Source organism: Fictibacillus phosphorivorans, assembly GCF_023715845.1.
GTDB classification, from domain to species: Bacteria; Bacillota; Bacilli; order Bacillales; family Fictibacillaceae; genus Fictibacillus; species Fictibacillus phosphorivorans_D.
In genome coordinates, this window is sequence record NZ_JAMBOR010000001.1 from 267,827 (window position 1) to 289,901 (window position 22,075).

At 38.6% G+C, this 22,075-nt stretch carries 27 protein-coding genes; 25 read left to right on the plus strand and 2 right to left on the minus strand.

Annotation, left to right across the window (positions count from 1 at the left end; all coding sequences use genetic code 11):
- Window positions 1-362 precede the first annotated feature (362 nt).
- The 7 genes from M3206_RS01370 (at window position 363) to M3206_RS01400 (ending at window position 6,921) form a co-directional block, all read left to right on the plus strand.
- Window positions 363-968 carry an ATP-binding protein gene (locus M3206_RS01370; RefSeq protein ID WP_251310701.1) on the plus strand — a complete coding sequence of 202 codons (606 nt, stop codon included), beginning with the start codon at window positions 363-365 and terminating at the stop codon, window positions 966-968.
- Window positions 969-1,152: 184 nt separating this feature from the next.
- Window positions 1,153-1,926: an ABC transporter ATP-binding protein gene (locus tag M3206_RS01375; RefSeq protein ID WP_251310702.1), complete on the plus strand. Its 774-nt coding sequence runs from the start codon at window positions 1,153-1,155 to the stop codon at window positions 1,924-1,926.
- Window positions 1,901-3,769, plus strand: coding sequence for an FtsX-like permease family protein (locus M3206_RS01380; RefSeq protein WP_251310703.1), 1,869 nt, complete (start codon window positions 1,901-1,903; stop codon window positions 3,767-3,769). The genes M3206_RS01375 and M3206_RS01380 overlap by 26 nt, the downstream gene beginning before the upstream one ends.
- A gap of 27 nt (window positions 3,770-3,796) precedes the next feature.
- Window positions 3,797-4,138 carry a YxeA family protein gene (locus M3206_RS01385; RefSeq protein ID WP_251310704.1) on the plus strand — a complete coding sequence of 114 codons (342 nt, stop codon included), beginning with the start codon at window positions 3,797-3,799 and terminating at the stop codon, window positions 4,136-4,138.
- Window positions 4,139-4,306: 168 nt separating this feature from the next.
- Window positions 4,307-5,344, plus strand: a complete 1,038-nt coding sequence (splB, locus tag M3206_RS01390) for a spore photoproduct lyase (protein ID WP_251310705.1) — start codon at window positions 4,307-4,309, stop codon at window positions 5,342-5,344.
- 110 nt (window positions 5,345-5,454) lie between these two features.
- A complete protein-coding gene (gene mntR / locus M3206_RS01395; RefSeq protein WP_251310763.1) occupies window positions 5,455-5,871 on the plus strand; it encodes a transcriptional regulator MntR in 417 nt (138 codons plus the stop codon).
- A gap of 126 nt (window positions 5,872-5,997) precedes the next feature.
- The gene (locus M3206_RS01400; protein WP_251310706.1) at window positions 5,998-6,921 is read left to right on the plus strand and encodes a patatin-like phospholipase family protein; all 924 of its coding nucleotides are present in this window, start codon (window positions 5,998-6,000) and stop codon (window positions 6,919-6,921) included.
- A gap of 2 nt (window positions 6,922-6,923) precedes the next feature.
- On the opposite strand, the gene M3206_RS01405 is transcribed toward M3206_RS01400, so the two are convergent.
- Both M3206_RS01405 and M3206_RS01410 read right to left on the minus strand, forming a co-directional pair.
- Window positions 6,924-7,292 (minus strand): SA1362 family protein, encoded by a 369-nt coding sequence (locus M3206_RS01405; protein ID WP_285876630.1) that lies wholly within the window; start codon window positions 7,290-7,292, stop codon window positions 6,924-6,926.
- Between the two features lie 19 nt (window positions 7,293-7,311).
- Window positions 7,312-8,256, minus strand: coding sequence for a DUF1385 domain-containing protein (locus tag M3206_RS01410; protein WP_251310707.1), 945 nt, complete (start codon window positions 8,254-8,256; stop codon window positions 7,312-7,314).
- A gap of 191 nt (window positions 8,257-8,447) precedes the next feature.
- Between M3206_RS01410 and M3206_RS01415 the strand changes: the two genes are divergently transcribed.
- The 18 genes from M3206_RS01415 to xseA all read left to right on the plus strand — a co-directional run bounded on the left by M3206_RS01415 (window position 8,448) and on the right by xseA (window position 22,075).
- Entirely contained in the window at window positions 8,448-8,963 is a 516-nt protein-coding gene (locus tag M3206_RS01415) for a YqhR family membrane protein (protein WP_251310708.1), read from the plus strand.
- 79 nt (window positions 8,964-9,042) lie between these two features.
- On the plus strand, window positions 9,043-9,483 hold the full coding sequence (gene aroQ / locus M3206_RS01420; protein WP_251310709.1) for a type II 3-dehydroquinate dehydratase: 441 nt from the start codon (window positions 9,043-9,045) through the stop codon (window positions 9,481-9,483).
- A gap of 14 nt (window positions 9,484-9,497) precedes the next feature.
- Complete coding sequence (locus M3206_RS01425) at window positions 9,498-10,571, plus strand: M24 family metallopeptidase (RefSeq protein WP_251310710.1); 1,074 nt, start codon at window positions 9,498-9,500, stop codon at window positions 10,569-10,571.
- A 19-nt stretch (window positions 10,572-10,590) separates the two neighbouring features.
- On the plus strand, window positions 10,591-11,148 hold the full coding sequence (efp, locus tag M3206_RS01430) for an elongation factor P (protein ID WP_251310711.1): 558 nt from the start codon (window positions 10,591-10,593) through the stop codon (window positions 11,146-11,148).
- 189 nt (window positions 11,149-11,337) lie between these two features.
- Window positions 11,338-12,267: a stage III sporulation protein AA gene (gene spoIIIAA / locus M3206_RS01435; RefSeq protein ID WP_251310712.1), complete on the plus strand. Its 930-nt coding sequence runs from the start codon at window positions 11,338-11,340 to the stop codon at window positions 12,265-12,267.
- Window positions 12,267-12,779 (plus strand): stage III sporulation protein SpoIIIAB, encoded by a 513-nt coding sequence (spoIIIAB, locus tag M3206_RS01440; protein ID WP_251310713.1) that lies wholly within the window; start codon window positions 12,267-12,269, stop codon window positions 12,777-12,779. Before spoIIIAA ends, spoIIIAB begins: the two co-directional genes overlap by 1 nt.
- Before the next feature lie 15 nt (window positions 12,780-12,794).
- Window positions 12,795-13,001 (plus strand): stage III sporulation protein AC, encoded by a 207-nt coding sequence (gene spoIIIAC / locus M3206_RS01445; protein ID WP_066290831.1) that lies wholly within the window; start codon window positions 12,795-12,797, stop codon window positions 12,999-13,001.
- Between the two features lie 13 nt (window positions 13,002-13,014).
- Window positions 13,015-13,404 carry a stage III sporulation protein AD gene (gene spoIIIAD, locus M3206_RS01450; RefSeq protein ID WP_251310714.1) on the plus strand — a complete coding sequence of 130 codons (390 nt, stop codon included), beginning with the start codon at window positions 13,015-13,017 and terminating at the stop codon, window positions 13,402-13,404.
- Window positions 13,405-13,421: 17 nt separating this feature from the next.
- Window positions 13,422-14,606 carry a stage III sporulation protein AE gene (spoIIIAE, locus tag M3206_RS01455; RefSeq protein ID WP_285876635.1) on the plus strand — a complete coding sequence of 395 codons (1,185 nt, stop codon included), beginning with the start codon at window positions 13,422-13,424 and terminating at the stop codon, window positions 14,604-14,606.
- A 13-nt stretch (window positions 14,607-14,619) separates the two neighbouring features.
- Window positions 14,620-15,243: a stage III sporulation protein AF gene (spoIIIAF, locus tag M3206_RS01460; protein WP_251310715.1), complete on the plus strand. Its 624-nt coding sequence runs from the start codon at window positions 14,620-14,622 to the stop codon at window positions 15,241-15,243.
- Window positions 15,240-15,884: a stage III sporulation protein AG gene (gene spoIIIAG / locus M3206_RS01465; RefSeq protein ID WP_251310716.1), complete on the plus strand. Its 645-nt coding sequence runs from the start codon at window positions 15,240-15,242 to the stop codon at window positions 15,882-15,884. Before spoIIIAF ends, spoIIIAG begins: the two co-directional genes overlap by 4 nt.
- Window position 15,885: 1 nt before the next feature.
- The gene (locus M3206_RS01470) at window positions 15,886-16,398 is read left to right on the plus strand and encodes a SpoIIIAH-like family protein (protein WP_251310717.1); all 513 of its coding nucleotides are present in this window, start codon (window positions 15,886-15,888) and stop codon (window positions 16,396-16,398) included.
- Window positions 16,399-16,934: 536 nt separating this feature from the next.
- Window positions 16,935-17,438, plus strand: a complete 504-nt coding sequence (gene accB, locus M3206_RS01475) for an acetyl-CoA carboxylase biotin carboxyl carrier protein (RefSeq protein WP_251310718.1) — start codon at window positions 16,935-16,937, stop codon at window positions 17,436-17,438.
- Window positions 17,439-17,450: 12 nt separating this feature from the next.
- Window positions 17,451-18,809, plus strand: a complete 1,359-nt coding sequence (accC, locus tag M3206_RS01480; protein WP_251310719.1) for an acetyl-CoA carboxylase biotin carboxylase subunit — start codon at window positions 17,451-17,453, stop codon at window positions 18,807-18,809.
- 17 nt (window positions 18,810-18,826) lie between these two features.
- Window positions 18,827-19,231, plus strand: coding sequence for an Asp23/Gls24 family envelope stress response protein (locus tag M3206_RS01485; RefSeq protein WP_251310720.1), 405 nt, complete (start codon window positions 18,827-18,829; stop codon window positions 19,229-19,231).
- A 215-nt stretch (window positions 19,232-19,446) separates the two neighbouring features.
- Window positions 19,447-19,842 carry a transcription antitermination factor NusB gene (gene nusB, locus M3206_RS01490; RefSeq protein WP_251310721.1) on the plus strand — a complete coding sequence of 132 codons (396 nt, stop codon included), beginning with the start codon at window positions 19,447-19,449 and terminating at the stop codon, window positions 19,840-19,842.
- A 23-nt stretch (window positions 19,843-19,865) separates the two neighbouring features.
- Window positions 19,866-20,729, plus strand: coding sequence for a bifunctional methylenetetrahydrofolate dehydrogenase/methenyltetrahydrofolate cyclohydrolase FolD (gene folD / locus M3206_RS01495; RefSeq protein WP_251310722.1), 864 nt, complete (start codon window positions 19,866-19,868; stop codon window positions 20,727-20,729).
- Window positions 20,729-22,075 carry an exodeoxyribonuclease VII large subunit gene (gene xseA, locus M3206_RS01500; RefSeq protein WP_251310723.1) on the plus strand — a complete coding sequence of 449 codons (1,347 nt, stop codon included), beginning with the start codon at window positions 20,729-20,731 and terminating at the stop codon, window positions 22,073-22,075. Before folD ends, xseA begins: the two co-directional genes overlap by 1 nt.

The following is a 22,075-nucleotide window of genomic DNA, read 5'->3' on the forward strand; positions in this document are numbered from 1 at the left end:
TGTTTTTAAGTTCACATTTGTCCCTTTTTTTTATCACTTTTATACAGGGAATATTTGTTTTTTGCTATTACTGGTTTTTAGGCTTTCAAGAGTTAGATCATTTGTTTTATGTTTTTATAATACAGATCCTATCTATCTGTCTCTATCTTGTATATCGGTGGATACAAGATTTTAAACTGTATCGTTGGTTACAAGAACCTCAACAGGAAGAATTACATATTCCGTATATGGGAAAAAGCGCACTAGGCGAATCCCTTCATGAAAGGCAGTGTATAATTACACAGTTATATGAAAACAAATTACATAAAGTACAATCAGACTTAAATGAGAGAATCACTTTTATAGATCAATGGGTTCATCAAATGAAAACACCTTTATCTGTTATCCATTTGATGATTCAGGATCATGACGAAGAATTATTTCAACAAATTCGGAAAGAATTATATCGATTAGAAGATGGATTGAAAACCGTTTTGTATTCGTCAAGGTTATCTCTTTTTGAAAAGGACTACACGATTGGAAAAATTCCTCTTCAGAGCTTTATGAATGAAATCATTATGGAAAATAAACGATTGTATATTCAATATAAAATCCTCCCTAAAACGTTGTTCCCAGAAGAAACTCTGTTTGTGTATTCAGACAAGAAATGGTTACATTTTGCAATCGGCCAAATTATTTCGAATGCAGTAAAATATTCGGCTAATAAAAGTGATAAATTAATATTTCGCATAGAAAAACAAGGCAAGCGCATTTTACTCGTAATTCAGGACTTCGGAGTTGGGATCCCTTCACAAGACATTAGAAGAGTTTTTGATCCTTATTTTACTGGAATAAATGGAAGACTGTATCATGAGTCAACTGGAATGGGGCTTTATTTTGTAAAAGAAATAATGAACAAGCTCCAGCATGAAATAAAACTGGAATCGGTGGCAGGGGAAGGGACTACATTTAAGATCTACTTTTCGTAATATATCTCCGAATAGACCTTTAATTGAAATGGATAATAAGAAGGCCTTACCTACAGCATACAGGTAAGGTCTTTTGTATTTCTTTTCCTTACAAAAGTGTAAGGCTAGTTTAAGGCAATCGCATTTTTTCATGTTTATATTTTTTATACAATGAATCCATGATCAACCGATAGGAGGCAATCAAATGACAGACGTACTACAAGTTAAGAATATAAATAAAATTTATGATGGAAAAGCACCCTTTCAAGCTTTAACGAATGTTTCATATCAAGTAGAAAAGGGAGAGTTCATTGGAATAATGGGTCCTTCGGGATCAGGGAAAACGACTCTATTAAATCTAATCTCGACCATTGATAGTCCATCATCGGGGGAAATCCTTATAAATGGTCAAGAACCTCACAAATTAAAAAAGGCTAAGCTAGCAAAGTTTCGCCGAAAAGAATTAGGATTTGTTTTTCAAGACTTTAATTTGTTAGACACATTAACATTGGAGGAAAATATCATATTACCTCTTACACTAGAAAAAACAGATTCAGCTATTATGGATGAAAGGGTACAAAGTATTTCAAAAAAATTAGGTATTGATGAGATATTAAAAAAACGAACGTATGAAGTTTCTGGCGGACAAAAGCAACGTACTGCAATCGCAAGAGCGATTATTCATCAACCTTCACTCCTGTTAGCGGACGAACCTACAGGAAATTTAGATTCCAAATCTTCTAAAGACGTAATGGAAACGATGCAATCGATTAATGAAAAAGATCAAACTACAATGTTAATGGTGACACATGATCCGTATGCTGCAAGTTATTGTCACCGTGTCATTTTCATTAAAGATGGAAAGCTGTATAACGAAATCTATAGAGGCGTGAATCAAAAGGTATTTTACCAACAGATCATGGATGTTCTTTCTATGCTAGGAGGAGATGCAGATGACCTTTCCACAGTTCGCCTTTAGAAATGTAACACGTAATCTACGGTCTTACCTTGCTTTTTATTTAAGCAGCTCGTTTGCTGTTATGATTTTCTTTATGTTTGCGATGTTTATCTTTCATCCTACACTCAAGACGGGATATATGATGAATAAAAAAGGCATGGTATTTGCTGAATGGACAATTTTCATCTTTTCAATTTTATTTATCCTTTATTCTGTTAGTGCATTTTTAAAAGTAAGAAAAAAAGAGTTTGGAATTCTCACGATTCAAGGTGCATCGCCACAACAAATTCGCCTGCTGATTACATTGGAGAATGTTTTTATAGGACTAGCTTCTATTCTTACAGGAATAATCGGTGGAACGGTACTTGCCAAACTGTTTTTTACTGCAGGAACATATATTGTTGAGATGGAACCCATGCAGTTATATTTCCCTTGGGAAGCGCTAGGCTTAACGGTAGGCGTATTTTTTGGTCTGTTTGTAGTCATCTCTCAATTTACATTATTCATTATTCGTACAGAACAAACGATTTCCTTACTAAAAGGATCTCAAAAACCAAAAAAAGAACCGAAGCCATCTATCTTATTTTCTATTCTGGGCGTTGCTTTTTTAGGAGCAGGATTTGGAATGGCACTAGTTGCAGGGATTGATACGGGCAGTGCAGTAATTATTATGGTTTGTACAGTAATTGGTACGTACTTGTTCTATAGTCAGTTAAGCATTTGGGCGCTAAAACTACTAAAAAGAAATAAAAGATTCTATAGAAAAGGTATAAATCTGTTGTGGGTATCTGATTTAACGTATCGTGTCAGAGATAATGCCCGTTTATTTTTTATAGTAAGTATCGTTTCAGCTGTTGCCTTTACTGCAACAGGTACATTGGCTACGTATAAATCTATATTTTCAGTAGAGGACACCCCATATGAAATGGAGTTTCTTTCTTTATCAACTAACAAAGATGAAAGCGAGCAGCTGACTTTTATTCAACAACAACTTGTTCAAAATAATATAGATTACAAAGAATCTAAAATCGCCATGATAGAAGCTCAACAAGGACCTTTTAACTACCCTGTTTTGGTACTTTCTCATAAAGATTGGATTAAAAATTTCCCCAAGTCAAAATTCTCCCATCTTGAGAAAGGAGTAGGGATTTACTTTGGGGAGACGAAGCGAGGGGAACGCACCATTCTCCCAAGGAACAAAACGAAATTACAATTGGACAACCAACAAATGCCGATAAAATTACAATCGATTGAAAAACCGATTTCCTCGCTTTCCGATGTAATAGTTATCAATGAAGAAAATTTTAATCAATTAAAACGAAAGGCTGAAGTATCTACTTGGTATGGTTTCGGGTTCTCGAATTGGAAAGACACCCTCGATATAAGTCACAAGATACAGAACAATATCGTTGGAGAAACTTACAATCCGAACGCCAGATATTTTTCGAAAGCCATTGGTTATTTGTATAGCGTCCAAGTACCAAGTTTGAGCTTATTTATAGGACTATTTATTGCGATTGTCTTTTTCTTAGCTGCTGGAAGCTTCTTGTATTTCCGCCTATTTACAGACCTATATGAAGAAAGAGAAAAGTATAGATCACTAGCGAAAATAGGACTAAGTGAGAAAGAAATGATAAAAAGTGCCACACTTCAAACGGCTATTCTGTTCTTCCTGCCATTCCTATTAGCTGTCATTGACACAGGGTTTGCATTACATGTGTTGCAAAGGGAAGGAGGCTTCCCCAATGTATTACAATCGGGAATCCTTACGATTTTAGGTTTTTTTCTATTACAACTACTTTACTTTATGATCATTAGGTCTAGTTATATTAAGAATTTAAAAGAGTATGCATATCGACAATGAGAAATAGAAAAAGGAGAAGATGAAATCATGAAAAAGTTACTGGGAGTTTTACTTGTGTTAGTTGTTTTGCTTGTTGGATTTTTCACTGTTGTTCCCAAAGAAGATAGAGATCATATCAACCCATTTGTCCTTAAAGAAGATGTATATGTGCAAATAAATGAAGAAGCTGTTCCTAAGGATGGCAGATATGAATATGCTCTGAATGGATATAATGAAAAAGGTGAAGAAAAGGAAGTTACTTTTGACTCAGGGAAAGTTTTAAAGGAAGATGCTTACTTAAAAATTACTGTAAAAGGTGATTTTGTCGAGGGATGGGAAGAAGTACAGGGTGAAGATATTCCTGAGAGTGTAAAAGCTAAGCTGAATTAGTCTTTATCTAATCCCTGCTAAACCTAATATTTAGTTCTTCCATAATCGTTTGTTGCAGATCGAATTGAGAGGGGTATTTTATAGAACTGGAAATGGTTCCTTCTTTTTATATGTGCATCTTCGGACATACTATCCTTATCTTGTTTGAATGGTAGGGGGTATATAAAAATGGCCGGTGCAAATAAACCGTTTATGCCGCAGCTCATATATTTTGAACCGCGAGCACTTGAATATTCCTTAGGTAAAGTGCTTTTCGATAAGTTCAGTAAGCTTGAGGTAGAGATTAGAGAGACAACATCACATAACCAGATACGTGACTTGCCTGGAGATAACGATTTCCAAAAGTATAGGACAGCTAAATCAACACTTGTTGTCGGGATTCGAAAAACATTAAAATTTGATACTTCTAAACCCTCCGCTGAATATGCGATCCCGCTTGCTACTGGATGTATGGGACATTGTCACTATTGTTATCTCCAGACCACCCTTGGATCAAAGCCTTATTTAAGAACGTATGTAAATACAGACGAGATCTTTGCGCAGGCACAAAAGTATATGGAGGAAAGAGCTCCTGAGATTACGAGGTTTGAGGCTTCATGTACATCAGATATCGTTGGAATTGATCATCTTACCCACTCTTTAAAAAAAGCGATCGAATTTTTTGGGAAAACCGATTTAGGAAGGCTGCGTTTCACTACGAAGTATCATCATGTTGATCATCTGTTGGATGCTGATCATCAAGGACGGACAAGGTTTCGATTCAGTATTAATTCACAGTATGTGATTAAAAACTTTGAACTTGGCACAAGCCCGCTTGAGGATAGAATTAATGCAGCTATAAAAGTAGCTGAAGCGGGATATCCATTGGGTTTCATTGTGGCACCGCTATACCTTCACAAGGATTGGGAGGGAGGGTATAAGGAGCTTTTTGAAATTTTAGAGGGTAGTATGCCAAAGCATCTAACGAACGATTTGACTTTTGAACTGATCCAACATCGATTTACAAAGCCTGCAAAAAAAGTAATCGAAAAAAACTATCCGAAATCGAAGCTACAAATGAAAGAGGAAGAACGTAAATACAAATGGGGGAAATATGGGATAGGCAAGTATGTATATCAGGACGAACAAGCCCAAAAGCTTCGAGGAACGGTAGAGAATTATATTCATACTATGTTTCCAAAAGCCAAGATTGAGTATTTTACTTAATTTTCAGGTAAAGGATATTCCCTTGTCACTCAAACATTTCTATAGTATCCTTTTTATAGAGACCATCGGTTTAAGTATAGGGAGGGAACATTTTGCCGCCAACCCCGAGTATGGAAGACTATATCGAACGCATCTATGCCCTAATAGAAGAGAAAGGATATGCAAGGGTTTCAGATCTTGCAGAAAACCTTGAGGTACATCCCTCTTCTGTAACAAAAATGATTCAGAAACTCGACAAAGGTAAGTATGTCGTCTATGAAAAATACAGAGGCTTTGTTTTAACCCCTAATGGTAAAAAACTAGGTAAGCGTTTAGTATACAGACATGAATTGTTAGAAGAGTTTTTAAAGGTAATCGGGGTAAACGAGGAAAATATCTTTCATGATGTTGAAGGAATCGAGCACCACTTAAGCTGGAACGCTATCGATCGAATCGGAGACCTCGTGCAATTCTTTGAAGAAGACAAAGGCCGGTTAGCTGACTTAAGAGAAATACAAGCTAAAAATGAAGAACAAGGACAATCATAATATATTTATGGTTGTTTTTTATTTGTTCTTTTTTGAAAAATAAAAACAAGCTGAACATTTCCTTTGAAAAAATAGGGAATAAAGGACATCTTCTTGCGATTAGGATAGTAGTGGAGGAGATGGTCAATGCGAATAGACGGCGTATTTTCAGGTGGTGGAATTAAAGCCCTTTCGCTGATTGGGGCAGTTGAAGCGGCGGAGCATAGAGGTCTGTCTTTTGAAAGGGTAGCGGGTACAAGTGCAGGTGCTTTAATGGCTGCTCTTGTAAAAGCAGGTTATAAAGCTGATGAGATGAAGGCTATAATCGATCAACTTGATTTTAAAAAGTTTTTGGACACGAGCAAAGTCCCCATACCGTTTATGAACTGGATAAAACTTTATTGGAAACTAGGGTTGTTTAAAGGAGATTATTTAGAGAATTGGGTGGCAAAACTTCTTGCAGACCGGGGAATTTTCACATTTGCTGATATTCCTTATGGAAGTTTAAAAATTATTGCGTCCGATATAACACGTGGACGACTCATCGTTCTGCCCGATGATCTTGAGGAATACGGTTTGCTTCCCGAACGGTTTCCGATAGCCAGGGCGGTACGGATGAGCTGCAGTCTTCCTTACTTCTTTTATCCAATCAAACTGTTTAATCGTGTAGGTCAAAAAAGTTATATTGTAGATGGCGGTGTTCTGAGTAATTTTCCCATGTGGCTATTTCAAAGGAAAGACCGGGTACCTGTACGTCCTGTACTAGGATTTCAGCTTAGTTCCTATATCAATGAACACATCCCGACCCACCAAGTTAAAAATGCCATCCAGCTTTTTAGGGCCTTGTTCGAAACGATGATGCAAGCTCATGATAATCGTTATATTGATGCACACGATGCTAGAGATATTATTTTCATGCCAGTCAAACATATATCTGTTATTGATTTTCAGTTGTCTACTGAAGCGAAAAGTGAGCTTTATCAGTTCGGTTATGACCGAGCAGAAAATTTTTTGCAAACTTGGATCGCAGGGAAATCCTATCCACATCCTTCATACAAAAATCGAGCCTGATCCTAAAAGGAGGCTCGATTTTTTTTCTTGTTCTTTTTTCCTTCAATAACGGTTAAGTGATGTTCTCTTGAGCGTTTTTTCTGAGCTGTGCTTTTTACTTTTTTGTTTGAAAATAACGGTGAAGTTTTTGAAGACTTCTGATTGGAACCATAACGTTTTTTTGATTGTTTTACTGCTTTTCTATATTTGCCGTTTACTCCTGATGAAGTTCTGCGAAATATAAAGTAAAAAACGGCGACCACTGCTGCTCCGATCAGAAGGGTTGTAAATAGTTGGCGAGGTGAAGTGATCAATTGATATAGGATTCCGACAACAGCCAGTGAAATGACAAACCAAATGATAGGATGCAATCTTCTGCTATTCTGTTGCAACAGGTTCACCTCCTTAAAGTTAAACAATTTGATTTTGTTGTTTCTCACTTTCATAGGATGCGTCACGTTTAAGCATTTCATTAAAAGATAGTATAGAAACTTCTATTTGTTTTGCGTCAGGTTCTTTCGTGGTTAGTAATTGCAGCCAAAGTCCCGGATAACCTAAATATCGGAGAACGGGAACGTCTCGTAATTTATTGGTTAGCTGTAATACTTCAAAAGATACCCCTAAAACGACTGGTATAAGCGCAAGTCTGGATAAAATTCTTTGCCAAAGTACATCAGAAGGTACAAAATAATAGATGATCATCCCAACTAGTACTGTAAATAGGATAAAACTGCTGCCGCAGCGGTAATGGAGCCGCGAGTGCTTTTTAACGTTTTCGACCGTCAGTTCATCGCCCGCTTCAAATGTGTTGATCACTTTGTGTTCAGCACCGTGATACATGAACACTCTCTTAATCGCGGGAGTTAATGATACAAAATAGATATAGCTTAATAAAAAGATAAATTTAAATAATCCTTCTAAGAGGTTTTGCCCGAGATGTCCGGGAACAACGAATCGAAATGCTTCAGCTAGGAACACTGGAACAAGGGTAAACACAAATTTTCCGAACAGAAAAGACAATACACCGACTATTGCCAGACTAAAGAAAAAAGTAAACTTTGAAGGTTTTTCTTCTTCTTCAGCCTGTTCTTCACCAGGGTTCACCCCGAATCGTTCAGCTGAAAAATTCAGATGCTGTGTACCGTTCATACTTGCTTCTATAATAGCGATAAAGCCCCTTAAGAAAGGTATCTTTTTAAGTGTAGCTAATACGGGAGCAGGTTTCTTTTTAAGTTCAAAATATTCTATTGAATCATCGTTTCTTCTAATTGCCGTTACATAAGTGTGTCTTCCGGCAAACATAACCCCTTCTAGTACGGCTTGACCGCCATAAACGGGTTTTTTCTCTTTTGTCATGTTGAACCCCCAGCCTAAAATTTTGTAGGTACTACTATTCTACAGTAAAGCTGGATATTCCTCCAGAAGGTAAGGTTTATTTGTATTTTTCCCATTTTATACATATTTTACACGGTTTATGAATGAATACGCTTTATATCGTTTGACATGGTATTTAATGGACATACTATTAGCTGTTGGAGGTGTATTTAATGGATGAAAAAGAATTAGAGCAAAACAAACGAGAATCGCAATCTTCTTTTATGAGCCGCGTTGTGGGAGTAGGTTTTTTTGGAGGTTTGATTTGGGCTTCTTTTGGATTCATTGCTTATTATTTAAATTTTTCTAAGGTAGGACCAGCTCTTGTGTTGGCACCATGGGCATTAGGAAAATGGAAGTCGCAATGGATCGGACAGCTGATCAGTATTGTTATTATTGCGTTGCTTTCCATTTTAGTGGCAATTGGTTATCGTTATGCCTTTGCAAAAATTAAGTCCATGTGGGGCGGAATCTTTTTTGGAGTTCTACTTTGGGGTATTGTCTTTTATTTGCTCCATCCGATCTTTCCGGGTTTGGAGCCAATGAATACGATAGGCAAGAATACAATTACAACAACACTCTGTATATATATATTATATGGTGTTTTTATCGGGTATTCGATTTCATTTGAATACAGAGAACGTTACGGTGAGGCACATGAAAAGAAAGGATCCATACAAAGTTCGTAACTATTCAAAAGATCAAACGCTATGATAGAATGTTATAAGAACATTCTATTTTTTTTGTTAAAGAGGCGAGGTGGCGTTTGTGGGTTTTAAAAAGTCTATTCTTGTAATTAATGGTCCTAACCTAAATCGTTTAGGGAAACGGGAACCAGGAATCTATGGTGCGAAAACATTAGATGATCTTCAGTTAGAATTGGAACGAACCGCTTCCGAGCTTTCCTTTCATCTTTCGTTTTATCAGAGTAATTCAGAAGGAGACATTATAGATCGAATTCATGAATCACCTGGTAAATTTGAAGGGATCGTTTTAAATGCAGGAGCTTATACTCATTATAGTTATGCAATTAGAGATGCGATTGCTAGTGTGGATGTCCCTGTTATTGAAGTTCATATATCAAACGTTCATGCCCGGGAAGAATTTCGCCGTGAATCTGTAATTGCTCCTGTTACGATCGGACAAATCTCAGGCTTTGGGTTCGCTAGCTATAAACTTGCGCTTCAAGTTTTCAGTCAAGAAGTTTAATGGGGGGGATGATCATGGAACGTGTTGAAAAAGCGAGACAATTATTTGAGAACTTTGATATTGATGCACTATTAGTAACATCTTCTTCAAACCGGTTCTATTTAAGCGGTTTTAAAGGAAGTGCGGGGGTCCTGCTCATTACTAAAAATGACGCTGTTTTGATAACGGATTTCAGATATAAAACACAAGCCGTAGAACAAGCAAAAGGATACCGAGTGGTCATGCACACTGGTCCAATTCCTGAAGAGGTTGCTAAGTTAGTAAAAGACTTATCGATAAAAAAACTAGGATTTGAACAAGATGATGTTACATACTCTACATATCGTACATATGACAAACATTTAGATGAAGCCGAAACGAAGCTCATACCTGTTACAGGATTAGTGGAAAAGTTGCGCTTGATAAAGGATGAATCAGAGATTAAGATAGTAAAGGATGCCGCGTCTATTGCTGATGCCGCTTTTTCACATATTATCGAATTCATACGTCCTGGAATGACTGAACGGGAAGTTTCTAATGAACTAGAATTTTTCATGAGGAAAAACGGAGCAACTTCTTCATCCTTTGATATTATCGTAGCTTCGGGATATCGTTCTGCTCTTCCACATGGTGTAGCTTCAGATAAAAAGATTGAGACTGGTGAATTAGTCACTTTGGATTTTGGTGCATACTACAAAGGTTATTGTTCAGATATTACACGAACGGTGGCCATCGGTAATGTCTCTGATGAACTTAAAGAAATTTACCAAGTTGTATATGATGCGCAAATGCAGGGCATGAAAGGGATCAAACCAGGAATGACAGGTAAAGAGGCAGACGCGATAACAAGAGATTATATAGTTTCTAAAGGTTATGGAGATTATTTTGGACATTCGACAGGTCATGGAATCGGGTTAGATGTTCACGAAGGTCCTGCTTTGTCAGTTAAATCTGATACAGTTTTAGAACCTGGTATGCTAGTAACCGTGGAACCTGGTATCTATATTTCAGGTCTTGGGGGAGTAAGAATTGAAGATGATGCCCTCATTACAAAAGACGGCAATGAATCACTTACCCACTCTACAAAGTCTCTTATAACGATAAGTTAACCAATCAGGAGGAAAAAACATGATTTCAGTAAACGATTTTAAAACAGGCTTAACGATTGAAGTTGACGGAGGAATTTGGCAAGTACTTGAATTCCAGCATGTAAAACCAGGAAAAGGTGCTGCTTTCGTACGCTCAAAACTACGCAACTTGCGAACTGGCGGAATCCAGGAGAAAACGTTCCGTGGAGGAGAAAAAGTATCTAAAGCGCATATCGAAAACCGCAAAATGCAATATCTTTATGCTTCAGGTGACACACACACATTCATGGACAACGAAACATACGAGCAGATCGAACTGCCTGCATCTCAAATTCAGTACGAATTAAAATACTTACTAGAGAACATGACGGTTCATATCATGACGTACCAAGGCGAAACACTTGGAGTTGAGCTTCCGAACACGGTTGAATTAGTGGTCACCGAAACTGAACCAGGGATTAAAGGGGACACCGCGTCAGGCGGAACAAAACCAGCTACTCTTGAAACTGGTCTGACTGTTCAAGTTCCTTTCTTCGTTAACGAAGGAGACAAACTTGTGATCGATACTAGAAATGGAGCTTATGTTTCACGCGCATAATAATAATTTTTATAGCCTTATTCCGTTTATTCGGAATAAGGCTTTTTTATTGAATTAGTATTGTCGAAGTTTGTCAAAACATCCCTCCCCATCATTTCCCCGATCATAATGAAAGCTTCCTTTATTGGCATAAAGCTTAGAGATTGGCCATAGCTTTATAGTACGAGCCTTTAAAAGGAGACTCAGGCTATGGATAAAATATTTAGATTGTTTCCAGAAGAAATTCAGCAGTTACTCCACAATCTTCCTGCAAACGTTATTCAATCCATGGAAGAAATAAGAATCAGGATTGAACAGCCGTTGGAAATCGTATGTTCAAACAATCCGATCTATCCATCGGATAAGCCAGTTTCTGCTGAAGAGGCACAAATTCTACTTAATCGATTGAGTCAACATTCACTATATGCATTAGAAGAAGAACTTAAGCGCGGGTATATTACAATCTCTGGCGGTCATCGTGTTGGACTCGCTGGAAAAGTAGTCACTGAACGGGGATTTGTAAAAGCGATTAAAGAGATAAGTTCTTTTAATATCAGGATCGCCAGAGAAAAAATCGGTATTGCTGATCCGCTGATTCCCTACCTTTTTCAAAAAAAATGGCACAATACGTTGCTGATCGGACCTCCTCAAACAGGAAAAACAACACTGTTACGTGATATCGCAAGACTCGTCAGCTGCGGTGTGAAACATAGAAACATCCCATCGTTTAAAGTGGGGATCGTGGACGAGCGTTCTGAGATAGCAGGATCTATTAAAGGGGTGCCACAACATTCGCTTGGTAAACGAGTGGATGTACTTGATGCTTGTCCAAAAGCGGAAGGAATGATGATGCTTATCCGTTCAATGAGCCCTCAAGTCTTAATCGTCGATGAGATCGGAAGGAAAGAGGATGGTGAAGCTATCCTGGAAGCTATGCATGCTGGGGTTCAGATGATATTCACCGCTCACGGCAGCACTTTGAAAGATGCTCTAAATAGACCGGTGATGAAACCTTTATCGGGTCTTTCATTATTTCAACGATACGTGATATTGAGCCGAGAAAAAGGCCCGGGTACGATTCAGCGGATTTATGACGGCTCATTTAATGAAATTTTTCGGTCGTCAGGTGGTGAAGCATGATGAGCTGGTTCGGTGCTATTGCTATATTATCAGCTACAACCATATTCGGATTTGAATGGGCGAAACGGGTGAGAGAACGGCCGAAGCGGCTGAGAGAATTGAAAGTTACCCTGCAGGCGCTAGAAGCAGAGATCATGTATGGCTCAACCCCGCTTAGTGAAGCATTCCAGCATATAGGAAAACCGTTAAAAGAGCCGTTAGCTTCTTTTTTTCTAACGATTTCAGACATGTTAAACAGTGGAGAACATACTGTTCAAGAAGCTTGGGAAAATCAGCTGGAGCTTTTAGCCGAAGAATCATTGTTTAAAAGCGGGGAGATCGAAGTGCTGCGACAGTTTGGATCAACTCTAGGCAGACATGATAAAGAACATCAGCAGAAACAGATTCAATTGACCCTTGCTCATCTGAATCGTGAGGAAAAAGAAGCAAGGGATATACAGGAGCGTTATGAAAAAATGTGCAAAAGTCTTGGTGTACTGATGGGACTTTTAATCGTAATCCTTTTAATGTAAAAGGGGGAACTTTACATGGGACTAGATGTTAACGCAGTATTTCAAATCGCTGGTCTAGGCATAATCGTGGCTATGCTGCATACGGTCTTAAAGATGATCGGAAAAGAAGATTATGCACATTGGGTGACGTTATTAGGTTTTGTGGTTGCTTTATTCATGGTGATCACCTTGCTTGATGACCTGTTCCAGAAAGTAAAAGGAGTATTTTTGTTCCAGAACTAAGGAGGGAGACCAATTGGAAATCATCCAAATCGTAGGTTTTGGACTGGTCGCAGCTTTCTTAGCCTTAGTCCTGAAAGAGCAAAAAGCGAATTTTGCTTTTTTAATTACCTTAATGGTAGGCGCGGGAATTTTTTTATTTCTGATCGATAAGATCGGACAGGTTATTGCCATGCTTCAAAGACTGGCGATTAACGCAAATGTAAACATGATTTATGTAGAAACACTTTTAAAGATCATAGGGATTGCTTATATTGCCGAATTTGGAGCTCAGATTACGAGGGATGCTGGTCAAGGTGCTATTGCATCCAAGATAGAACTCGGAGGAAAGATACTCATTATCGTTATGGCAATCCCCATTTTAACGGTCATTATTGAAACCGTGCTGACGCTTATTCCTAAATAAGAAAGCGGGTCGTAAAGATGAGAAGAAATAGGACGCGGACAAGCTTTTTTGTACTCATATTCGTACTAATGATAACGTTCTTTAGCCAAGCTTCCGTTTCAGCCGAGTCAATCACGTCCGAGATCGTAGAGCATCAGGTCTCATCTATGCAGCTTGACGAAATTAAAAAGTTTTGGGATAGCGTCTCACAAGAATATGGCGGGTTCTTGCCAGAGAGCCAAAAAGGTACTTTTATTGAGTTTGTAAAAGGTGATAAAGAATTTTCGATAAAAGCATATTTGATCGGTCTGATGAAATATATGTTCCATGAAATGGCTGTTCACGGAAAACTTCTAGGAACCTTGATCTTGCTCACCGTGTTTAGCATGCTTTTGCAGTCCATACAAAACGCGTTTGATAAATCAGCGATCTCTAAAATTGCCTATGCGATTATCTATATGGTGTTGATCATCTTGGCACTCAATAGCTTTCACGTTGCGGTTTCCTATGCTGTTGAAGCGATTGATACCATGCTCAGTTTTATGATTGCTTTGATCCCTCTTCTTCTAGCTCTGATGGCGACTGTGGGAAGTATAGCTTCAGTTGCTTTTTTTCATCCCGTCATTTTGTTTTTAGTTAACACGAGCGGTCTGCTCATTAAAAATTTTGTACTGCCTCTGCTTTTTTTATCAGCTTTATTAAGTATCGTCTCAACCATGTCAGAACATCACAAGGTTACTCATTTAGCCAAACTGCTGAAGAATATCAGCATTGGAGCACTCGCCTTCTTCTTTACGGTTTTTCTTGGTGTCATGAGTGTTCAAGGTGCAACAGCAGCAGTAGCTGATGGAATAACGATTAAAACTGCAAAATTTATCACGGGTAATTTTATCCCAGTAGTAGGAAGAATGTTTACTGATGCGACCGACACCGTGATGAGTGCTTCGATACTTCTGAAGAATTCTATAGGAATAATTGGCGCGGCACTTATATTGACGATCGCCATCTTCCCAGCTATTAAAGTATTAATCTTAGCTTTCATTTACAGCATGGCTTCAGCCTTGCTGCAGCCTCTTGGTGGAGGACCGATCGTAGAGTGTTTAGGAATTATCGGCAAAAGTGTCATGTTTATTTTCGCAGCTCTCATGACAGTGTCTATCATGTTTTTTCTTGCGATAACCATCATAATAGCTGCTGGCAATGTCACACTGATGGTTCGGTAGGAGGCGTTTTAAAATGGGATTCTTAACTGACTGGGTCACAAACATCATCGTACTCGTTCTGCTTGCAGGGGTAATCGAACTTTTATTACCTGGCAATCAATTTCAAAGTTATATCAAGATGGTGATTGGGCTTCTTATCTTGCTCGCCATGTTGTCTCCGCTATTCAAACTATTAAACTCTGACATCAACCAAGTGTTCCAAGCGATGGATGTACCCGCTGCTGCGAAAGAAAATGAAATAAAAAATTCGATAGAAAAAAATAAAAGTGAAATACAAGGCGCACAACGTGCATATATATTAGAGCAAATGGCTGTCCCAATGAAAGAGAAAGTTCAGGAGGAGTTGAAAAAGACGTATGAATTAGAAATAGTCGATCTTCAAATCCAAACGAAAAGCGGTACAGAAACTTTAAACCCTAATGATATAACAGGTCTAAAAGTTGTACTAGCTAAACATCATGAATCAGCGGGCATCTCAGAAGTATCGGAAGTGGAAGTGAGTATTGCTGATCATAGAGAGCAAGCTGATAAAGATGAAGTTCCTGAGAAGATTATAGAGTTCTTGGCCAGCCAATGGCAACTAGACAAGGCGCAACTTGAGGTCGAAATGGAAGGGGGAGAGGAGTCATCCCAATGAAACATTCATTTTGGGAACAGATAAAAAAATGGCTGCAGCTTAGTGATAAAGCAGGGAATAAACAAAAATACTTACTTGTACTGCTTCTATTGGGAATCGCTCTTATGTTTATAAGCAAAATGATCGACTCCCCTGCTAAAAATGTTTCCATGTCAACACTTTCGACTAAAAAACAATCAAATGAATCAGAAGCTGTATTCAAGGATACAAAAGGAGTTACGAGCAAGAACATTCGATCGTATGAAGACAGATATGCGAACCAGCTGAAAGATCTGTTGGAACAGATCCAAGGGGTGGAGAGTGCTACTGTTTTTGTAGAGCTTGATACTACGGAGAGAAAAGAAATTGCAAGAGACGACAGTGTTCAAAGACAAACAACATCAGAGAACGATAAAAGTGGAGGTAAAAGAACGATTGAAGATCAAAAGACAGAAGAAAAGGTCGTGATCGTTCAAAACGATGGACGAGAGGAACCTATAGTCATTACCACTGAAAAGCCTAAAATAAGGGGTATTGCAGTAGTTGCTCAAGGAGCAGAGAATCTGCAAACAAAAGCAATGATCATCGATGTGATAACAAAAGTATTTGATATCGGCAGCCACAATGTATCTGTGGTTCCCAAAAAATACGAGGGGGATTAAAATGTTACTAAAAAAACAAACAGTTTGGCTTTTAACAATGCTTAGTCTGATTATTGTCTTGTCTGTCTATTACATTACAGCACCAGGCGGGACAGATGATCTCGCTTACTTGGAGGCAGGTAAAAAATCTGGGAAGGATGCCACCGTTTCTGGAGTTGCCAACGATGACATGTTCACAGCTCTTCGCTTAGAGCGTGATGAAGTTCGTGACGAGATGAGTGCTGATTATGTAGCTGTAGCAGGATCAGAAGATGCGTCTGCGGAAGTACAAGCAGAAGCATGGGCAAAAATGACTGAACTTCAATCTCTGACAATGAAGGAAGCTACCCTTGAAACCTTAATCAAATCAATGGGCTTTAAAGATGCGCTTGTCAGCACAATGAATAATGAGATCAAGGTCATTGTAAAAGCAGATAAATTATCCAAAAAAGACGTTGTAGAGATTATGAATTTAGCAAACGAACATCTGGGTAAAAGCAAGACTGTAGCCGTTGAATATCATGCAGCAAAGTAAAGGGAAGCCGGAGTGACTCCGGCTTTTTTTATTTATGAGAATTCGTGGTATATTTTGACTACACTAAGAAAGTGGAGCAGGGGTGTGTTGATTATGTCTATACTGAGTAGTTTCATAGGAGTATTGTTTTTTCTTTTTTTCTCATCATGTTTGAATGGAAGATGATTAAAAGGGGAAGAGTCTTTTCAATAAAGCCTATATACTATAGTGGTTCAAGTCATAATTATGACAACTCTCATTTACTTTACGAGTAAATTTTACGGATAATCAACCCTTCCATAACTCTGATACATAAAAACTTCTATTTTCAAAGTTTGTATTCGTTATTTAAAGGCAAAAATAGAATAATCAATCATTCATAACGGTAATCGCTTACAATCTATTGAGGATTCGTGTACTATTAGATTGTACATGAAACTAATGTATCCATAAAAAAAGAAATGTGGTATATTACTTTTGTTAAGACCTAGTCACAATAGAAGGTGCTAAATAACCAAAATAAACCTGGATAGGATTGTTTAAAGGAGTCGAGATTTATGCTAAAAATACAAGAGATCCGAGAACTAATTAAACTTATCGACAAATCAAGTATTAATGAATTCAAATATGAAAATGACGGTTCAAAAATCGTTCTTAAGAAGAATGAGGCAGCAACTGTTACATACCGAACAGAAGAAGCACCGGTTCAACCTGTTGTAACTCAAGCACCACCTGCACGTGAGTCAGCTCCTGCTGCAGAACCTGTAAAGGATAGCCCGGAAGTTCAGCAAGAGCCAAAGGCTGAGGAAGATGATTCAAATTTACATAAAGTAGTGTCACCGATGGTGGGTACTTTTTATGCGGCATCATCTCCTGAAGATCCTCCTTTTGTAAAGCCTGGTGACAAAGTATCTAAAGACAGCGTCGTTTGTATCATCGAAGCGATGAAATTGTTTAATGAAATCGAGGCTGAAGTAAATGGTGAAATTGTAAAAGTATTGGTGGAGAACGGACAACTAGTAGAATATGGACAACCTCTGTTCCTCGTGAAAGCAGAATAGGAGGGTATGTTTATGATTAATAAGCTATTAGTAGCAAACCGTGGTGAAATTGCAGTACGGATTATTCGAGCATGCAAAGAACTAGGTGTTGAAACGGTAGCCGTTTATTCAGAAGCTGACAAAGATGCACTGCATGTTCGTTTAGCAGATGAAGCTTATTGTATTGGACCAACTGCTTCAAAAGACAGTTATTTGAATTTCACCAATATTATGAGTGTCGCTACATTGACAGGTTCAGATGCGATCCATCCAGGCTATGGATTTTTAGCTGAGAACGCTGATTTTGCAGAACTTTGCAGAGAATGTAACGTAACCTTCGTAGGTCCTAGTGCTGAAGCGATCAACAAGATGGGAATTAAGGATGTTGCCAGAGCTACAATGGCAGATGCAGGGGTGCCGATCGTTCCCGGTTCTGAAGGAATTATCCAGGATAAAGAAGAAGCTGTTGAACTCAGTAATAAAATTGGCTATCCTGTCATTATTAAAGCAACTGCCGGCGGTGGAGGAAAAGGTATCCGTGTTGCAAGAAATGAAGCTGAACTGCTGAAGGGTATAGCGATCACTCAGCAAGAAGCGGCTACCGCTTTCGGAAATCCTGGCGTCTATATCGAAAAATACATCGAAGATTTCCGTCATGTGGAAATCCAAGTCCTTGCAGATAATTATGGACATGTCATTCATCTAGGTGAAAGAGACTGTAGTATTCAAAGACGTTTACAGAAGCTTTTAGAGGAAACACCATCTCCTGCGATTAGTCCGGAAAAGCGTAAAGAAATGGGTGAAGCAGCTGTTAAAGCAGCGGAAGCTGTTCAATATTCTGGTGCAGGAACTGTGGAATTTATTTTTGATCATAATACTGGTGAGTTTTATTTCATGGAAATGAACACACGTATTCAAGTTGAGCATCCTGTAACGGAAATGGTAACTGGGATCGACCTTATAAAAGAACAAATCAAAGTAGCTTCTGGGGAAAAGTTACGATATACACAGGATGATGTTGAATTTAACGGTTGGTCGATCGAATGCCGTATTAATGCTGAAAATCCAGAAAAGAATTTTATGCCGTCTGCTGGAAAGATTGACATGTATCTGCCTCCAGGAGGACTAGGTGTCCGTGTTGACTCAGCCGTCTATCCTGGCTACACAATACCGCCATACTATGACTCTATGATCGCTAAAGTAATCACTTACGGAAATACGAGACAAGAAGCGATCAATCGTATGAAGCGGGCATTAAGTGAATTCGTTATTGAAGGCGTACACACGACCATTCCGTTCCATCTTCGTCTTTTAAACCATGAAACATTTGTGAATGGCGATTTTAATACTAAGTTTTTAGAAAACCATGACTTAACATCAAAAAGTGAATAACAATGGAGGTGCAAAAAATGAATGAACTTTCGTTTGAGATGGAGAGCTATTCATCAGAGTTAGGAAAAGTTGAAATCTCACCTGAAGTAATTGAAGTTATTGCAAGTATTGCAGCTTCAGATGTTGATGGTGTGGCTTCAATGAGAGGAAGCTTTGCAAGTGGAGTCGTTGAACGGCTCGGTAAAAAAACGCACGGTAAGGGCGTTAAAGTTGAGCTTTCAGAAGCAGGTATTTCGATTGATATTTATGTATCTATGAAATATGGAGTTTCGATTCCAGACGTAGCTCAAAAAATTCAAGATCATGTTAGACAAGCGTTGTTGGACATGACTGCTCTTGAAGCAACAGACATCAATGTTTTTGTTGTAGGCGTTCAATTTGACTCCAAAGAAAAACCGTATGAAGCACCTGAAGTAGATTGAAACAGAAATCAAAGGGGGATTCCCCCTTTGATTTTTTTCTTTCTTGGCCATTGTTCCAATAGACTCTTTTAACTATTTAAAAGGCAGTCTCTTAAATGCAAAAAAACTGAATGTTTTGAAGGGTTTTAGTATTAAATGTTCGGATTGTAACCCCTCCTATGAATATGTTATTATGCTAGGTAGAAATTGTTCGCATATAGAAAGGAAGTCGAATTATGAAACGTAGACTTGCTCGAGAAAAAGCCTTTCAATCACTTTTTCAAATTGAAGTGAGTGACACAGGTGTTGAAGAAGCAATGGAGCACGTATTAGAAGGAGAACCATCAGATGATTTTCTTGATGAAATCGTGTATGGAACTGTAAAAAATAAAGCAGACATCGAGAAATTTTTAACTCCTTATCTAGAAAAATGGAGCTTTTCAAGACTTGCTAATGTAGAACGTGTTGTTCTGCAGATGGCTGCTTATGAATGGCTGTATATGGATGAAGTCCCTAAGAACGTTACGCTGAATGAGGCGATAGAAACAGCGAAAATTTTCGGCGGAGAAGAAGCAGGACGCTTTGTTAATGGTGTATTAGGTAAGATCATTTCAGATATCCAGAAAAAATAAATCATTTTTGAGGGGGAACTAGAATGACTGTACTAGATGGAAAGCAAATTGCAAAAGAGATAAGAGAACAGCTGGCTAGGGAAATTCAAGAGCTTAAGCTAGAAGGTAATGTACCTGGGCTGGCTGTTATTCTAGTAGGTGACCACCCTGCTTCACGCTCATATGTTCTTGCAAAAGAGAGAACATGTAAAGAGTTAGGGATGCACTCCGTGTTGACCGAATTGCCTGAGTCTATTTCCGAAACTGATTTATTAGACTGCATTCAATCCTTTAATCAAGATGAACAAATCGATGGAATTCTTGTTCAGCTCCCCTTACCCTCACATATAAGTGAATCAAAAGTTATTGAGACAATCCTGCCTGAAAAAGATGTTGATGGCTTCCACCCTATAAATATAGGTAGAATGCATGCTGGAGATGAGCATGCCTTTATTCCATGTACGCCTCTTGGAATAGTAGAAATGGTTAAACAAACAGGTGAAGAGATTGCGGGCAAGCATGTGGTTGTGGTTGGTAGAAGCAACCTAGTTGGGAAACCTGCTGGACAGCTGTTCTTGCAAGAGAATGCAACGGTAACGTTTTGTCATTCCAGAACAAAAGATCTGGCAGCACAAACACAGCAAGCCGACATTTTAATTGCCGCAGTAGGAAAACCGAACATTATCACCGAAGATATGGTTAAACCAGGTGCTGTGGTTATTGATGTTGGGGTAAATCGTCTTGAGAACGGTAAATTATGCGGAGATGTTGATTTTGATGCGATCAAGGAAAAAGCAAAGCATATTACTCCTGTTCCAGGCGGAGTAGGTCCTATGACGATTACGATGCTTATGAATAACACTGTGCTTGCATCAAAATGGAGAAAGAAGACAAAGGAAGTTCACTAATGCAAAACGCGCGATATGTACCTATATCTGCTGTGACGCGATATATTAAGCGATTATTTGAAAATGACGGCAACCTTCAGGACGTATGGGTTAAAGGTGAGCTGTCTAATGTAAAGATGCATAGCAGAGGCCACCTGTATTTTACTTTAAAAGACGCAAATAGCAGAGTAAGTGCGGTTATGTTCGCAGGAAACAACAAATATTTAAACTTCAAGCCGGAAGAAGGCATGAATGTTTTGATTCAAGGTTCGTTTTCGGTTTATGAACCACAAGGACAATATCAGCTTTATGTACGAACGATGCAGCAAGACGGTGTTGGAAATCTCTTTTTAGCCTATGAATCATTAAAGAATAAGCTTGAACAAGAGGGGCTTTTTGATCCTTCACGTAAACAGGGATTGCCTAAATTCCCAAGACGGATAGGTGTTATCACATCACCCACAGGAGCTGCGGTAAGGGATATCATTACTACGATAAAACGCCGCTTTCCACTATCGATTGTTACGCTTTTTCCTGTACTGGTCCAAGGTCCTGGTGCTGCTCCGTCCATTGTTCGTGCGATCGAACAAGCAAACGCAATACATGAAGCCGACGTGTTGATTGTAGGCCGGGGCGGAGGTTCCATCGAAGAGTTATGGGCATTTAACGAGGAGATTGTTGCACGAGCCATTTCTTCATCAAGAATTCCGGTTATTTCTGCAGTGGGGCACGAGACAGACTATACGATTGCAGATTTTGTAGCGGATTTACGAGCGCCTACACCAACAGCAGCGGCAGAGTTAGCTGTACCGCATTTGGATGAACTTGGAGACAGGCTGCATCAAAGAAATGTAAGGCTGAAACGAGTGATGAAAGAATATTTAGCTGGACAACAGCAACATTTAAACCGACTTCAGAAATCATATGCTTTTAAATATCCAACTCAACTCGTGAAGCAAAAGGAACAGGAACTGGACAGACATATTGATAAACTGAAAAGAACGGCAGAAATCTTCCTTGGAGAGCACCAGAGAGAGTTAACTCAACTGCAGCGTCAGCTTGGACTGTTTTCACCAGCTGATCAGCTTCAAAAGGCGAATGAAAAAGTGAATGTGCTTCATAAGAATTTAGTTAAAGAAACAAACAGGCATATTAGACAGTACCAAATGAATTTTTCCAATAAGATTTCAAGGCTGACTGCACTTAATCCATTAGCTATAATGGATAGGGGATACAGTCTTACTTATAAAAAAGGAAAAAAAGAACTCGTCAAGTCCGTAGAACAAGTTCATTCGGGTGATTCCTTAACGATAAAACTTAAAGACGGACAGATTGATTGTCACGTCACTGGAACGGAGGTTCTATAA